We start from the raw sequence: 14,103 nt of genomic DNA on the forward strand, positions 1-14,103 counted from the left end.
TTTTTAAATCATTTATATTAATCTTTCGAAGTAGCCTGATCGTCTTCAACTTCTTCCCAGGATCCCTCTACACACTCTTTGCCCCAAATTTTTATTTCCGCCCAAATGGCACTCGTACTAGAACCGTCATCTAACTTGTTTACATTCACATTTAGAATAACATGAGTGCTGCGAATTAGGGATTTCAGACCCTTGATTTCAGCAGTGTAGTCCATTGAAGGTCCCCCCTCCGGTCCCATTCCGAACGTGATGGTATAAACTTGTTCGTCAGCCTTGCTTTTAAACGGATCTGTATAATAACTTTCATGCAAATAAATAGGGCCGTATGTTGTTGTCTCTTTTGCTTTTGCTTTTACTTTTAATTCAAAATCCCGTTCATTCACCGCTGGTTGATGAAAATCCTCTTCACCACCTAGAACATCCGGCACTTCATAGTCTGTTATATATTCATCCATATTCACCCCATCCTCTGGTAAGTTGGTCATAAAATCAATCCAGTCATTCCATGCTTCATCATTACTGAGATGTGGCAACAAATAAGACTTTGTTGCAATCGAGGATATTGAATAAGAGTTAATGACCAAATCTTGTTGGGTGTTATTCTTAAAATTGAAAGTAAACTTGATTGCAGCAATTGCGATATGACATTCCAAATTTACATCCGTATCTTTAACATATACTTCATACCGTTTGGATGTAAAAGGAATCGGACTCCCCAAATCTTCAAAAACAAAATTATCCAATAGTTCTTCATTCCAAGTTCTACCAGTCCTGATGTCCTTCAAATTCAATGACGATATGCTTTCTGCATTTCCTAACAGATAAACCCATTTCGTTCCATCTTTTGTCACCGGAATGTCATAAGAGCTTTTAGGACGACTAAAAGGAGATAATGCGTTATATTCAACCTCTCTAGTATCCTTATCCACCACTATGATACGTAAGTTCGTTATTTCCTCCCGTTCAGGAATATCTTCAGCCTTTGTCTCCATCCCTGGTATGACTGCTTGTATCCTCAGGTTGACCATCGAATCCGGCAACACTTGCTCTTCTGCTTCTTCCTGCGAACAAGAAGAAAAAAGCAATAGAAGGAGCCAGATCCAACAAGGGCAAAGGATATGTATTATTTTTCTACTCATAATGCCGACAAATTATTCAATCGTACAACCCAATCATTGATAATAATATGAGCATTCACCCACAGATGATTCTCATCCAGGAAGAAGATCATCGACCATTCGCTTTCGCGATCCAGGAACTCCTGATCCTCCATCCCCGCATACAAATCACTCTTCAATAACAACAGATAGTCATTCAACGGTATGTTGACTACTTCACTGCCGTTCTGCTTGTTCGTGATAATCAAACGCGGATGATTCCCTACTGTCAGGCGAGATGTGGAAAACTCAGCATAAGCCACAGTTACCTTCGAAGCGTCACCTCCGGTATCCCCTACCGTGCGTTGTCCCTGTGCCCAGGGCAAGTAGGTAATAAATCCGTTCGTCAACAGGCTATTATCGTAGGCAAACAATGTATTGTCGTCATTCACAATCCGGAATGTGAAATCATCGTCCGACACCGGCTGGCCGTTCATCTGCTGAAGAATGATGCGGATATTATTCGTATTCTTCATCATATAGAGAGTCTCTTCCTTATAGTCTCCCTCTTCTATTGTCATATCCAGATCTCCGAAAAACAGACCGTGCAAAGCCTTGTCGGAAGTCAATTTATTATGTTGCATCAGGACAGACAAGTCGGAAAGTCGGTTGTTTGTTGCATCCGGTTCAGCCGTTACGCTAAAAGAATGGTCGGCACAAGCCAGACCTCCATAAGCCACAAAATGATATTTACCGGCTTCCAAATCGATCGGCATGCGATAGTTTTCATCGCTAAGCACATCGGTTGTCTCAGTGTGGGTAGCAACATAATTCCCCTCTTCATCATAAATATAAAGTGTCAGGCAATCCACCTTACTTGGGAAAGCATTGGCATATTCCATGTTGTAATCATACACAAAACGCAACAATACGCCGTGCGGACATGGCTCCGGATCGTCGTCGTGAATAAAGTTACACGAAGTGAACATGACAATCGGTAACACCCATAAAAATATTGAATATAAATGTTTCATTGTTATTATTCGTCTAATGATTATTTGTTTACTGTTCTTGCTTATCACCAAAATTTATTTCATATTCACGCACTACCCACGGAAGAACCTCCACTGTCAGCTTTAAATGCGGAGTTGGATCCGGTTTAGGTTCCGGATCAGGGTCAGGGGTTGGTTCGGGATCCGGGTCAGGATCAGGATCGGGTGTTGGATCAGGGTCTGGTTTTTCCGGATCTTCCGGATCAACTTCATCCGGTGTATTCGGGTCCGGATAAGTACCCTCGGGATAACCGAACCGGTAGATAGCATCCACCTGGAGTTTATACACATTATTACGTACGACGGCAAATTCCATCGGGCCCATAACGGCTGCTTTCCGATTATCGTTATGCCGGTTCCAGTAATAATAGTAAGTATAATAATTCCCGTCCCGAGTATCAGGGGCATAAACGGTGAATCCGGCCTGCTTCAATGAAGAACCGGAGTTTACAGCTTCGCAAGCCTTTTTCAATTCCTCGTTTTCTCCGGTGGCCGCTGCCTGTTCTACGGCTTCCCAGTCACCATAAAGTTTGTTGTCGAATACATAGATCTTTCTTCCGGCTTCCTGCATTTTTTCCAGTGAACTGCCTTCGGCTGCCTTAATGACTGCCTTGAACATTATGCCGGTAGTAATTCCGTTTCGCTGCCGTTCGACATTCGGTATGGTGTTTTCGGATGCATATCGCCAGATATGATACCCGTTATGCACCTGGTCGTTGTTCCACGATTCGTCTTCATCTTCTTCATTGTCAGCTATATCGCTCAGACGGGTAAATACCCGGTCGGCCGGTGACTCCAGGTTATAGAAAAAGTAGTCGGTCTTGTCCGGCCAATTCTTCTTTGTGTATGAACGTTTCCGGGTTGCATCTGTATCGACCACATAGTTGACTGGCGTTTCCGTTCCGCTGATTTCCGGGTTGGAGATACCGTCGGCTGCGTTGGAGACACGTCGCCAGTAATAAAAGCTTTTGCTCATGTTGACCAGGGCAACATCGGTCAGCTGGATATACACTTGCGGATTGCGACTGTAAGCAGTCGAACCATCTGTTTTGTCATACACACGATAGATATTGTTCGACATCTTCGCCCTGTAATCGAAACGAGCCACAGAACGTTCCACCCGAATGGTTCCCAGGCTCCAGGGTGTACCTTCATCCCGGTAGTCAGGCCACGAACCGGGGAAGTAGGCTGTATGGGGAATAGCATTCGACATGAAAAAACGATTATCCTGCCATGCCCGGCTATCTTCGCTCTCACCCTCCGCGATCGTGTACGATCCGTTCAGGAAATCAGTCATTGCCGTTCCGGCAGTCAACTGTCCGGCAGCACGCTTCAGCGCATCGCCCGGGTTACAAAACAGGTAGACCCGGATATCTCCTGCCCGGTTATACTCTTCCAGCCGTGCCAACGACATACTGATTACATACGTATTGGAAGGTTTCTGTGTGATGGGATAATTCCCGGAATGGATATATTTTCCCTCCTTGTCGGCAAAAAGCAACAGGATTTCTTGAATGTGGTTTTCCCGGTCTTTGCCGATCTCCTTGCCGTCTTCCGACGTCACATAATCGTCATCATCCGGATCTGTCGTAGCACTCCGCGTCGAAGTCCCTTCCGAACGAAATCCGACCGTGAATTTTATATATACAGGATCCGTCACTTCCGATGTATCCTGACCATCCGACGACATCTCATCGCTGCAACCGAACCCGATCAGGAAAAGCAGTATCCATAAGAATGATGTACTGAATATTTTCATTTTTATTTATACTTTTCACGTTCACATTTTGATGTTATTCATTCCGCTTGGCAGCGATCTGTTTCAGATTTTCTTCCGCCTGTCCGGAAACAGACGTGTTTTTCAGATCCGACAGTATCGTCTCCGCTTTATCCAGTTTCCCCTCTAACATGGCGATAGCTGCCAAAGCCAACTGTTTCTCCGGAGAGTCAACGGTCTTACTGAGATAGCGTTTTGCCTGTTCCAATTGACCGTTGCCGATAGCCGTATTGGCTGCATTCAGATTCGAAACGGGATCGTCCGGATACATGCGAACAGCGATCTCGAAGACCTCATTATACTGCCGGCTGCCCGGTTCGTAGGTTTGTGCAACCTGGAACATTTCACTCAAGCTAAGCTGCTTCGGATCAGTGTAAAGTAACTCTTTCGCCTCTTCGACCGTGAAGTTGCGGATCGTGTACTTCACCGCATAGTCCGAATGGCGAAGGGCCGGATAAACATCACGCAACAGGATCTTATAAGAAGTACCCCCGTTCAGCGTCTTGAGCTTCCATTCCTTTTTATCCAAATCAGAAGGTTCGTCCGCGCGGATGATGGCAAGCAGTTCGGCCTTGTCCGGCAACGACATCGTTTCCAACCGTTTCTCCAGCCCTGCCCAGTCTTCCGGTTCGAAGTCGACCGTAAAGGCGGCCTGGTCGAAATGATACAAGCCTTTTACGTAATCACGCAAGGCCTTGGCGCGGTTCTCTGCCAGGTAGGCATTGTTGGAGTAGCTGCCTTCGGGTGAAGCGTATCCTTTGATATACACCTCGGTGATAGTGGCGTACTTATCATTCCGTACCGACTCGACCGTCTCCCGTATCGCTCTCAACTCCTGCGGGTTATTGCGATAATCAGGATAAATGGTGATCTTGTTGACCGGGAAATCGAGAAAAGCGCTTCCCTCTTTCGCTCTGGCTTTTACTGCTTCGACTTTTGGCGTTTGATAGCAAAGGAAGGGTTTCAGGACAATTGGTTCTGCCAGGTTGATGGCGAACAAGGGGGAACGGGTACTTTGCAAGGAGTCCCACCCGCAACCGCATTCATCGGTGATAAGGGCTACTTCCGACTTTTCCATCCAGCGGGCAAACGGAGTACGGGTCTGGTAGTCCACACTCTGTTCCTCACCGTTGCGGCGGCGCAACTCGATTTCTCTGTTTTCTATAAAATTACGGCCTGTACGTTCATATAATATATGACGGCTGCGGCCATTGATGATCACCGGGGTGAGTGGTCGTATGCTGTCATCGCGGACGATCACCGGCGTACAGACGATACTGCGGTCGCCTGCCACTTCGATCTGACTGAGGTCGAGTGTCATGCCGATCACCAGCGATGTATCGGCCTTTTCCACGATCTTGTCCCGGACAACGATTTCCTGTGCGCCGGCGGTTAAGGCTGAAAGTAGCAGGCCGGCGGTTATAAAGGGTATGTTTTTCTTTTTCATGCGTCTTAAAGATTTAGAATTGATAAATCAAGCTGACAGCCGCTTGTGTAGGACCGAAATAGTGTTTCTTGACGGTCTCGATCTTGTTGCCGCAGTTGGTGCAGGGATACTTATCCGATTCGAGGTAGAGATAACCCACACCGACAGTCGCTTCCATATTCCAGTGCTTGGAAAGGATCCAGGAATACCCGTAGCTGATGCCCACACCGGCTCCCCAACCCTGGTGACGTTCGTTCTCCGTTCCCAGGAGCTTGATGTCAGAGACGTTGTACAACAGGTATGGTACATGCAATCCGATAAAATGTTTATAGAATGTTTCGCAGAACCAGTAACGTAGTTCCGGATGAACGCGCAGATGCTTAAGGGATTTGCCGTAGCTGCCGTCATCGTGCTTTCCGTCGAACGGATTCAGGCCGACCTCGGCTTCCACGCTCCAGTGACGGGCCAGGCGCACTTCCGCACCCAGGTTAAATGTTGCCGTACCCAAATAGGGAATGTTGGTTTTGATACCGGCAACCGATCCCATGCTCTCCGACAGTTCGTTTTGTGCCGAAAGGCCAAAGGCCAGGAGGCTGAAAATCAGTAAAAAGAAACTCTTTTTCATATAGTTTTGTTTTATTGGTTATTATTCTTGTTTTTACTTTTGGATATGGCTGTCTTTATTCAGCCGTTTTTTCAGGTCGCTGCCTACACAGAATTTGACGGTGGCAGAAGGCTCCAACATGCAGGGTTCCCCATTCTGGGGATTGCGGACGGGACGTGTTTTTTGCCTTTTAGGCAGGAATGTTCCAAAGCCTCGGATGGATACTTCTTCGTTTTGTTCCAGTGCTTCCGTTATGGATTCCAGCAACGTATTGATGAACAGGTTCACTTTGTATTGAGGGATCCCCAATTTCTCAGATACTCTTGATTCCAGGGTTCTTTTATCCATACTAGTGTGTGTTGTTTTGTTTGAACTTATTTATGAAATAAGTTTTATCAGCCCGGAAAAACCACACTGAGAAAGAAAGACTGAAAGACAATAGGATAGTTTTTCTTTTATTTTATCTTTCAATTGTGTTTAAAAGAGTATAAATCCACTGTTACTTTCACATAACAGCTGTTAAAACACAAGGAAGGGTGACCGATCATATTCTCATTTTATCAAATTCAATATAAACAAGCTATTACCGGCAAAAAAATTGTAAATTACAGACAAAACGCTAATACCAGATTTTCTTTACTACCCATACACATAAAAAACATGATGATTTTTTCTTTATTTTTTCTAATCTTCTTACCTTTGTGGACATCTAGTATTAGGTATTAAGACAAAAGCGAATAAGAATCAATGTTCATTTCGTAATTGTTCTTATTTCATAAATAAGTGACCTCTTATTTCATAAATAAGTAGCTTCAACTCCCCGCCAATTTATGCGTTTCTGCTTATCCAACAGTATTTTACAAATCTGGTTCGTTATCTTTTGATTCGCCTGATCGAGTTCCGGCTGGTCGAGTCGGTTGAAGTAGCCCCGCGTCGTTTTTTCGTTCGTATGCCCTAATGCCTGACTGATCACGGCGATATCCACATGCAACCGACGGGCTTCGGAGGCCCAGGTATAACGCATCACATACGAGGTAAGGTTATTATGGATACCCAATAACTGCCCCACCTGTTTCAATGTTTCGTTATGGGAAGACAGCATGGACTTATACTGCTGGTAAGTAGCCGAGGCAAACATCACAGGGAAAAGGTAATCGCTCCCCGGTGATTCATATTTACGGATTATCTGCCACATGCCAGAAGTGATCTCGACACGTATCTCGATACCGGTCTTATGACGGTTGTACACGATAGCCTGTCCATGGATATTCTTCCGCGTCAGGTGCACCATGTCTACAAAAGGCATGCCATACGCCATAAAGCTGAATAGAGCCAGATCCGTTGCCAGGGTCAGATCGGGACGGTCACGAAAATCGGCTGTCGCCATCTTTTTCACCTGCTGGTCCGACAATGGCTTTTTAACCGTCATATCGCGTTTCAGTCTCAGTTTGTGGAACGGATGCAGTTTTCTTTTAAACGGTTTGTCGTCGAAAGCAGCATTGTATATCGCCCGGAGACTGCTCAGGTAGCTGTTGATCGTATTGATCTTTAATCCTTTTGCCTGTAAGTAAGCCTGAAAATCGTTCACCTGAGTCGCTGTTACGTCACAGACCCGAATATCCCTGTTTCCCAGGAAGACAAAGAAATGATGACCGGCTGCCTGATAAAGATCAGCCGTACTGTCTTTTCCCATCAGTCGCTTGCTTTCTGCCCGTCGACCGACATATTCATGCAGAAAAAGCCCTTTTTTCTTCTGATTGTTTTCTTTTGTTATTGCCATACATGATTGGTTATATTAGTAAATCAAAATGTTATACTTTTACAGGAATTAAAATCAAATATATCATTTTATTCCATTATTTGTAACATCACTTTTTCCATGGAGAACGCTTTCAGGGTAATTTCACCCTGTTCCGCTCCCATTTCTTCCCCTATAAACCTTTTTTGCACGGTCATAGTTCTCTTCACCCGGCTCATAATTTATTTTTTCCGGCAGCTGATACAGATTTACCCGGCAGAGAAATTGAATTACCTGCCGGGTGACGGGAATACACCGGCAGGTAAAAGCAAGAAATGGTCTCTTCGGATAAGAAAACGGATCGAAATCTTCCCTTTTTATCTCTATAACGAGAAAAAACCGAACTCAACATCTAATGACAATATGTTTGTCTTTCGGTGGTAAAGGCTAACAGGTACTTTAATTTTCCGGCAGGTCATCAGCAGATAAAGAACAAAAATTTATCAGTTCAGCTTTTAGGTTATCTTTCTGTATTTACTGAACGCCGGGAGAAACGCATAAAAAAAGATATCCTTAACCAAGCCTTCATACAGAAGACTGGCTAAGGAGATAAAATAGCAAAATGTAAATATGAATTAGTTATTCTTCCAGCAATCCTTCCAGGTAACGTTCCGGTGACAAACCGATGCGTTGCATAAAACCGGCAAGGGCACTAAAGTTCAATTCTTCTTTTTCACTGTCGAGCAAAGTGACTTTACGGATAGCATTCAACGGCAAAGAAATGGGAACGAAAGGTCTCAATTGTCCATCCTCATACCGGTAACCGGCATCGACCGGACTACGAAGGACTGCCAGCCTCCATTCTTTCTCCGGTGCACACGACGGTTCCTTTACTTCCAGACAAGCATTACATAAAAGCGAAAAGAAGCGGGAATCGGATGTAAAGCCACTGTGCTCATCATCGAAAAAGAACTTATCGTATTCACGTTCCATCTGCACAATAAAGTTATCGAGTATCTGTCTTTCATCGTATTTACAACGAACCAGAAACATGTTTTCGAAAAGGCAATGTTCCGCCAGTTGCTCATAATCGAAAGACAAACGCAGGTAGGCTTGTTTAGCGGATTTTACCATTTCCGGGAGCTCCGTTTCATTTTCATAGAAAGACAATTTATAAATATCCATTTCCGGCCCGATCAGCATACGACGCTTCTCACGAAAAAAAGGAATAGCCTGTTTGCTCTCTTCTGCCGGAATCCCTTTTTGTATTTCATACTCTCCTATCGCCTTCCGAAGCAGTGACAATCCATATTGATATTCTTCCTGAAGAACGGTATATAATAAATTATCAGCCTGTAAAATAAGTGCCGGTTCCCCGGTTGTCCCCATGCATCCTTCGACGAAGGAATGCAATGATATATAAGCATATAAATCCATTAAATTAATATTTTTTACGGGCAAAGATACACTATAATTCAGAGAATTACTACCTTTGTTACATCTATAAACAATTCTAATAACCAATTACAACAAAATGAAACGTCGTGATTTCTTAAAGACCAGTGTAGTAGCTGGTGCCGCATTATCCATAGACTTTAAAGGGCTGCAAGCAGCATTGTCAACCAACACAATGGCAGTAGAGCAGGCTCCCGAAATGGTAGCTGTGATGGGTGGCGAACCTGAGGCTATGCTCGATAAAGCATTGGAGACCCTGGGGGGAATCGGTAATTACATCAAGAAAGGGCAAAAAGTGGTTATCAAACCGAACATCGGATGGGACCGTACACCGGAACTGGCTGGAAATACCAACCCGCAACTTATCAAAGCATTGGTAAAAAAATGCCTGGCAGCCGGAGCAGAGAAAGTAACTGTTTTCGACCATACCTGCGATAATTGGCAGAAATGTTATGAGAGCAGTGGTATAGCTGCAGCCGTGAAAGAAGCCGGAGGTATCATCATGCCTGCCAACGATGAGAAATATTTCAAAGAAGTATCCATCCCCAACGGAGTAAAAGTAAAGTCTGCCAAGATACACGAAGCACTGATCGAAGCGGACGCCTGGATCAATGTGCCTATCCTGAAGAATCATGGCGGGGCAAAACTTTCCTGTGCCATGAAGAATTACATGGGTATCGTATGGGACCGTCGTTTCTTCCATCAGAACGACTTGCAGCAATGTATCGCCGACATCTGTACCTGGCAAAAGAAACCGGTTCTGAATATCGTGGATGCTTACCGTATGATGCACCAGAACGGACCACAGGGCAAAAGTGCAGCCGATGTAGCGACATTGAAATCAATGATTGTATCTCCTAACATCGTTGCAATCGACACGGCAGCCCTCGCTTTATTCAACCAGGTAAAGAAACTGGACATGGAAGCAGTGGGCCATATCGGCAAAGGCGAAGAGCTTAAACTGGGATCTACGGATTTGAAGAAAATCAATATCAAACGTATTAAAATATAAATGAAGCGACCTAATTACTTAAAAGGACTGCGGGTATTCCTCGCAGCCCTGTTTTTCATACCTATACTTCTTTTCTTTCTGGACTTCACAAATAAGATGCCGGTCGGTGTACACAAGTTACTGCATGTACAGTTATTGCCGGCTATCCTTGCGGGCATGTTCGGAATTGTAGCCGTATTATTTCTCCTGACATTGGTATTCGGACGTATTTACTGTTCGGTATTATGTCCTGCGGGAGTTTTCCAGGATATCATCAACCGCCTGTTCTGCATAGGGAAAAAGAAGAAAAAAGGGGTACGGCGATTTAAATATCATAAGCCATTGAACTGGGTACGATATGTGTTGCTGGCGGCAACTGCGATAACAGCCCTACTGGGATTCTCCGGTTTATGTCTGTTGCTCGATCCGTATAGTAACTTCGGACGCATTGCGGCAAACCTGTTCCGTCCTTCTGTTATGTGGGGGAATAATGTATTGGCCGACTGGCTGATGAAAATGGATAACTATTCATTGTTTCATGTAACGATCAGTACAGTAAGTATTGCCGGCCTGGTGTCAGGTATTGTGACTCTGGTTATTTTTGCCGTTTTGGTTATTTTCCGCGGACGTTTGTTTTGTAACTCATTATGCCCGGTAGGTGCATTGCTTAGCCTGGTGTCACGTTATTCATTCTTCCGTATTTCATTCGATAAAGAGGCTTGTACCCATTGCGGAAACTGTGAACATACCTGCAAAGCAGAAGCGATCGACGCTAAGAATCTGACTGTCGATACTTCTCGTTGCGTGGATTGCTTCAACTGCGTTTCTTCTTGTTCCAAAGGTGGTCTGCAATATCGTTTCAACCCTCCTTTCCGGAAAGAAGAGAAAGCGATTACTGAAGCTGCAATGAAAATGGAACAGCAACCGGCAGTAAACAGCCGCCGTACTTTCCTGGCAACCGGAGCAACTGTTGCAGCCACGCTGCCAATCGTATCGGCTATTGCGGAAGGTGTCGAACAAGCTAAAGGTCATGGAAACGGAAATGGTAACAGAAAGAGAAAAGGACGCAAAAAATGGCCGCCCATCACCCCTCCCGGATCATTGAGCCTGGAACGTTTCAAAGACAAATGTACGGGATGCCATATCTGCGTCGTGAAATGTCCGAGCCAGGTATTACGTCCTGCCGGACTGGAATATGGTTTCGATTATCTGTTGAAGCCACGTATGGCTTACATCAGCAGTTATTGTAATTATGAGTGTACGATATGCTCGGAAGTTTGTCCGGCAGAAGCTCTCAAACCAATCACTGTGGAAGAAAAGAAATCGTTACAGGTGGGTATTGCAACCTTCTTTATCAACCGGTGTATTGTGAAGACGGAAGGAACTGATTGCGGTGCCTGCTCCGAACACTGTCCGACACAGGCTGTACACATGGTGCCTTATGAAGGGACACTGACCATTCCGCAGGTAAACCCTGACTTATGTGTAGGTTGTGGCGGATGCGAATCGATCTGTCCGGTGCGTCCGATGCGGGCTATTATCGTAAAGTCGAATGTAGTGCATCAGACCATTGTTTTACCGGAAGAGGAAGAAGTCAAAAACGTAGAAGTCGATGACTTCGGATTCTGATAGAAAAATACTACCTTTGCTGCAAATTTTGCAGAATGAAATTCGAATTACAACACAACGATACTAAAACAAATGCAAGGGCGGGCTTGATTACTACCGATCACGGGGTAATCGAGACGCCCATTTTTATGCCTGTCGGAACACAAGGCACAGTGAAAGGCGTCCACATGACCGAGTTGAAAGAGGATATCAATGCCCAGATCATCCTCGGTAACACCTATCATCTTTACCTGCGTCCGGGTCTTGAAATCCTGGAGAAAGCAGGCGGATTGCACAAATTCAATACATGGGACCGTCCTATCCTGACCGATAGCGGAGGTTTCCAGGTGTTCTCGCTTTCCGACAATCGCAAATTGCATGAGGAAGGAGCCGAATTCCGTTCGCATATCGACGGTTCGAAACACCTCTTCACCCCGGAAAAAGTAATGGATATCCAACGCATCATCGGTGCCGATATCATTATGGCTTTCGATGAATGCTGCCCGGGAGATGCGGATTACGATTATGCAAAAAAATCTTTGGGGCTGACCGAACGCTGGCTGGACCGTTGTTTCGAACGCTTCAACTCTACCGAATCGAAATATGGTTACGGGCAATGCCTCTTCCCCATCGTACAAGGTTGCGTATATCCTGACCTGCGCCGTCATGCTGCTGAAAATGTGGCAAAGAAAGGTGCTGACGGAAATGCCATCGGTGGTCTGGCTGTCGGCGAACCGACAGAGAAGATGTATGAAATGATCGAGGTAGTCAATGAAATACTGCCCAAAGACAAACCCCGTTATTTGATGGGAGTCGGTACGCCGATCAACCTGCTGGAGGGAATCGAACGTGGTATAGACATGTTCGACTGTATCATGCCGACCCGTAACGGACGCAACGGACAGATCTTCACGCAATATGGCACGATCAACCTGCGCAACAAGAAATGGGAAAACGACTTCTCCCCCGTTGATCCGGATGCACACTCGTATGTGGATACGCTTTACAGCAAAGCATATCTGCATCACCTGATCAAAGTGAACGAACTGCTGGGCCTGCAGATCGCTTCTATCCATAACCTGGCTTTTTACCTGTGGCTGGTAAAAGAGGCACGCAAGCATATCATAGCCGGCGATTTTGCCACGTGGAAAAGCGGCATGGTACAGCAACTAAATAATAGATTATAATGAATTTTAAATTAAAACGGATAGATTGGTATATCATCAAGCAGTTTCTCGGAACATATGTTTTCGCGATTATTCTGATTATCTCTATCTCGGTGGTTTTCGATATAAACGAGAAGATCGACAAGTTCCTGAAGCCGGATGTACCTTTGCGGGCAATCATCCTGGATTATTACATGAACTTCATTCCGTATTTTGCCAACCTGTTCAGTCCGCTGTTCACGTTTATTGCGGTAATCTTTTTTACCTCCAAGCTGGCAGATAACTCGGAGATCATTGCCATGCTTGCCAGTGGAATGAGTTTCCGGCGACTTATGTTGCCGTATGCTATTTCGGCCGGGATCATTGCGATTGCCAGCTTTGTACTAAGTGCGTTTATCATCCCCCCGGCTAATATCACACGTATCGATTTTCAGAATAAATATATCCGAAATAAGAAGGTGGAGTCTGCCCGTAACATCCAGATCGAAGTGGAGCCGGGTGTGATCGCATATTTCGACCGTTACGACTCGCGTCCGAATATGGGTTACCGCTTCTCGCTCGAACATTTCGAAGGAAAAAAGCTGATCTCTAAACTGACAGCCAATTCCATCAAATACGACTCTTTGTATAAATGGACTGTTATCGACTATATGATCCGCGACTTTGAAGGAATGCGCGAACATATCTCCGAGGGCTCCCGTAAGGACACGACACTGACGATCATCCCGTCCGACTTCCTGATCTCCGCAACCGACTGTGAAACGATGACGTCGCCGGAACTGGCCACTTACATCGAACGCCAGAAAACACGTGGTATCGGGAATATACAGACTTTCCAGATCGAATATCACAAGCGTTTTGCCTCTATCATGGCAGCGTTTATCCTTACTTCCATCGGAGCCTCCCTTTCATCGCGTAAGATCAAAGGAGGTATGGGACTGAACATTGGTATTGGTCTGGCATTAAGCTTCTCATATATCCTGTTTACGACCGTCACATCGACCTTCGCCATTAACGGCTATGTAAGCCCGATGGTAGCCGCCTGGATTCCTAATATTCTTTATACGTTTATTGCCATTTATTTGTATCAGAGGGCACCGAGGTAAAGGATAACTGAACTATAAAATAAGAAAGGGTTTCGTATCAGATACGAAACCCTTTCTTATTTTATTAAATTATATTCAGATTA

General features: G+C 45.0%; 12 protein-coding genes. 4 read left to right on the top strand and 8 right to left on the bottom strand.

The window, feature by feature from the left end:
• Nucleotides 1-17: 17 nt before the first annotated feature.
• From BQ7394_RS11480 to BQ7394_RS11515, 8 genes are all read right to left on the bottom strand, one after another.
• Nucleotides 18-1,139 (bottom strand): hypothetical protein, encoded by a 1,122-nt coding sequence (locus BQ7394_RS11480; RefSeq protein ID WP_075557564.1) that lies wholly within the window; start codon nucleotides 1,137-1,139, stop codon nucleotides 18-20.
• On the bottom strand, nucleotides 1,136-2,131 hold the full coding sequence (locus BQ7394_RS11485) for a FimB/Mfa2 family fimbrial subunit (RefSeq protein WP_082211864.1): 996 nt from the start codon (nucleotides 2,129-2,131) through the stop codon (nucleotides 1,136-1,138). The genes BQ7394_RS11480 and BQ7394_RS11485 overlap by 4 nt, the downstream gene beginning before the upstream one ends.
• 28 nt (nucleotides 2,132-2,159) lie before the next feature.
• Nucleotides 2,160-3,908 (bottom strand): Mfa1 family fimbria major subunit, encoded by a 1,749-nt coding sequence (locus BQ7394_RS11490; protein ID WP_167369472.1) that lies wholly within the window; start codon nucleotides 3,906-3,908, stop codon nucleotides 2,160-2,162.
• A gap of 34 nt (nucleotides 3,909-3,942) precedes the next feature.
• On the bottom strand, nucleotides 3,943-5,373 hold the full coding sequence (locus tag BQ7394_RS11495) for a DUF3868 domain-containing protein (protein WP_075557565.1): 1,431 nt from the start codon (nucleotides 5,371-5,373) through the stop codon (nucleotides 3,943-3,945).
• Between the two features lie 13 nt (nucleotides 5,374-5,386).
• The gene (locus tag BQ7394_RS11500; protein WP_075557566.1) at nucleotides 5,387-5,977 is read right to left on the bottom strand and encodes a DUF3575 domain-containing protein; all 591 of its coding nucleotides are present in this window, start codon (nucleotides 5,975-5,977) and stop codon (nucleotides 5,387-5,389) included.
• Between the two features lie 33 nt (nucleotides 5,978-6,010).
• Nucleotides 6,011-6,304: an HU family DNA-binding protein gene (locus tag BQ7394_RS11505; protein WP_075557567.1), complete on the bottom strand. Its 294-nt coding sequence runs from the start codon at nucleotides 6,302-6,304 to the stop codon at nucleotides 6,011-6,013.
• A gap of 448 nt (nucleotides 6,305-6,752) precedes the next feature.
• Nucleotides 6,753-7,736, bottom strand: coding sequence for a tyrosine-type recombinase/integrase (locus BQ7394_RS11510; RefSeq protein ID WP_075557568.1), 984 nt, complete (start codon nucleotides 7,734-7,736; stop codon nucleotides 6,753-6,755).
• Between the two features lie 597 nt (nucleotides 7,737-8,333).
• Nucleotides 8,334-9,131: a hypothetical protein gene (locus BQ7394_RS11515; RefSeq protein ID WP_075557569.1), complete on the bottom strand. Its 798-nt coding sequence runs from the start codon at nucleotides 9,129-9,131 to the stop codon at nucleotides 8,334-8,336.
• Nucleotides 9,132-9,210: 79 nt separating this feature from the next.
• Here BQ7394_RS11515 and BQ7394_RS11520 point away from each other — a divergent pair, with 79 nt between their 5' ends.
• From BQ7394_RS11520 to BQ7394_RS11535, 4 genes are read left to right on the top strand one after another with little or no spacing between them, the layout of a single operon-like run.
• Nucleotides 9,211-10,161 carry a DUF362 domain-containing protein gene (locus BQ7394_RS11520; protein WP_262497554.1) on the top strand — a complete coding sequence of 317 codons (951 nt, stop codon included), beginning with the start codon at nucleotides 9,211-9,213 and terminating at the stop codon, nucleotides 10,159-10,161.
• Nucleotides 10,162-11,769, top strand: a complete 1,608-nt coding sequence (locus tag BQ7394_RS11525; protein WP_075557571.1) for a 4Fe-4S binding protein — start codon at nucleotides 10,162-10,164, stop codon at nucleotides 11,767-11,769.
• Between the two features lie 35 nt (nucleotides 11,770-11,804).
• The gene (tgt, locus tag BQ7394_RS11530) at nucleotides 11,805-12,935 is read left to right on the top strand and encodes a tRNA guanosine(34) transglycosylase Tgt (protein ID WP_075557572.1); all 1,131 of its coding nucleotides are present in this window, start codon (nucleotides 11,805-11,807) and stop codon (nucleotides 12,933-12,935) included.
• Complete coding sequence (locus BQ7394_RS11535; protein WP_075557573.1) at nucleotides 12,935-14,020, top strand: LptF/LptG family permease; 1,086 nt, start codon at nucleotides 12,935-12,937, stop codon at nucleotides 14,018-14,020. The genes tgt and BQ7394_RS11535 overlap by 1 nt, the downstream gene beginning before the upstream one ends.
• Nucleotides 14,021-14,103 lie beyond the last annotated feature (83 nt).

The organism is Parabacteroides timonensis (genome assembly GCF_900128505.1).
GTDB classification, from domain to species: Bacteria; Bacteroidota; Bacteroidia; order Bacteroidales; family Tannerellaceae; genus Parabacteroides; species Parabacteroides timonensis.

Bases quoted from the DNA above. Each gene is read 5' to 3' on its own strand.
- BQ7394_RS11500 (WP_075557566.1), bottom strand. From the start codon at position 5,977: ATGAAAAAGAGTTTCTTTTTACTGATTTTCAGCCTCCTGGCCTTTGGC.
- BQ7394_RS11480 (WP_075557564.1), bottom strand. From the start codon at position 1,139: ATGAGTAGAAAAATAATACATATCCTTTGCCCTTGTTGGATCTGGCTC.
- BQ7394_RS11535 (WP_075557573.1), top strand. From the start codon at position 12,935: ATGAATTTTAAATTAAAACGGATAGATTGGTATATCATCAAGCAGTTT.
- BQ7394_RS11505 (WP_075557567.1), bottom strand. From the start codon at position 6,304: ATGGATAAAAGAACCCTGGAATCAAGAGTATCTGAGAAATTGGGGATC.
- BQ7394_RS11525 (WP_075557571.1), top strand. From the start codon at position 10,162: ATGAAGCGACCTAATTACTTAAAAGGACTGCGGGTATTCCTCGCAGCC.
- BQ7394_RS11490 (WP_167369472.1), bottom strand. From the start codon at position 3,908: ATGAAAATATTCAGTACATCATTCTTATGGATACTGCTTTTCCTGATC.
- tgt (WP_075557572.1), top strand. From the start codon at position 11,805: ATGAAATTCGAATTACAACACAACGATACTAAAACAAATGCAAGGGCG.
- BQ7394_RS11495 (WP_075557565.1), bottom strand. From the start codon at position 5,373: ATGAAAAAGAAAAACATACCCTTTATAACCGCCGGCCTGCTACTTTCA.
- BQ7394_RS11510 (WP_075557568.1), bottom strand. From the start codon at position 7,736: ATGGCAATAACAAAAGAAAACAATCAGAAGAAAAAAGGGCTTTTTCTG.
- BQ7394_RS11515 (WP_075557569.1), bottom strand. From the start codon at position 9,131: ATGGATTTATATGCTTATATATCATTGCATTCCTTCGTCGAAGGATGC.
- BQ7394_RS11485 (WP_082211864.1), bottom strand. From the start codon at position 2,131: ATGAAACATTTATATTCAATATTTTTATGGGTGTTACCGATTGTCATG.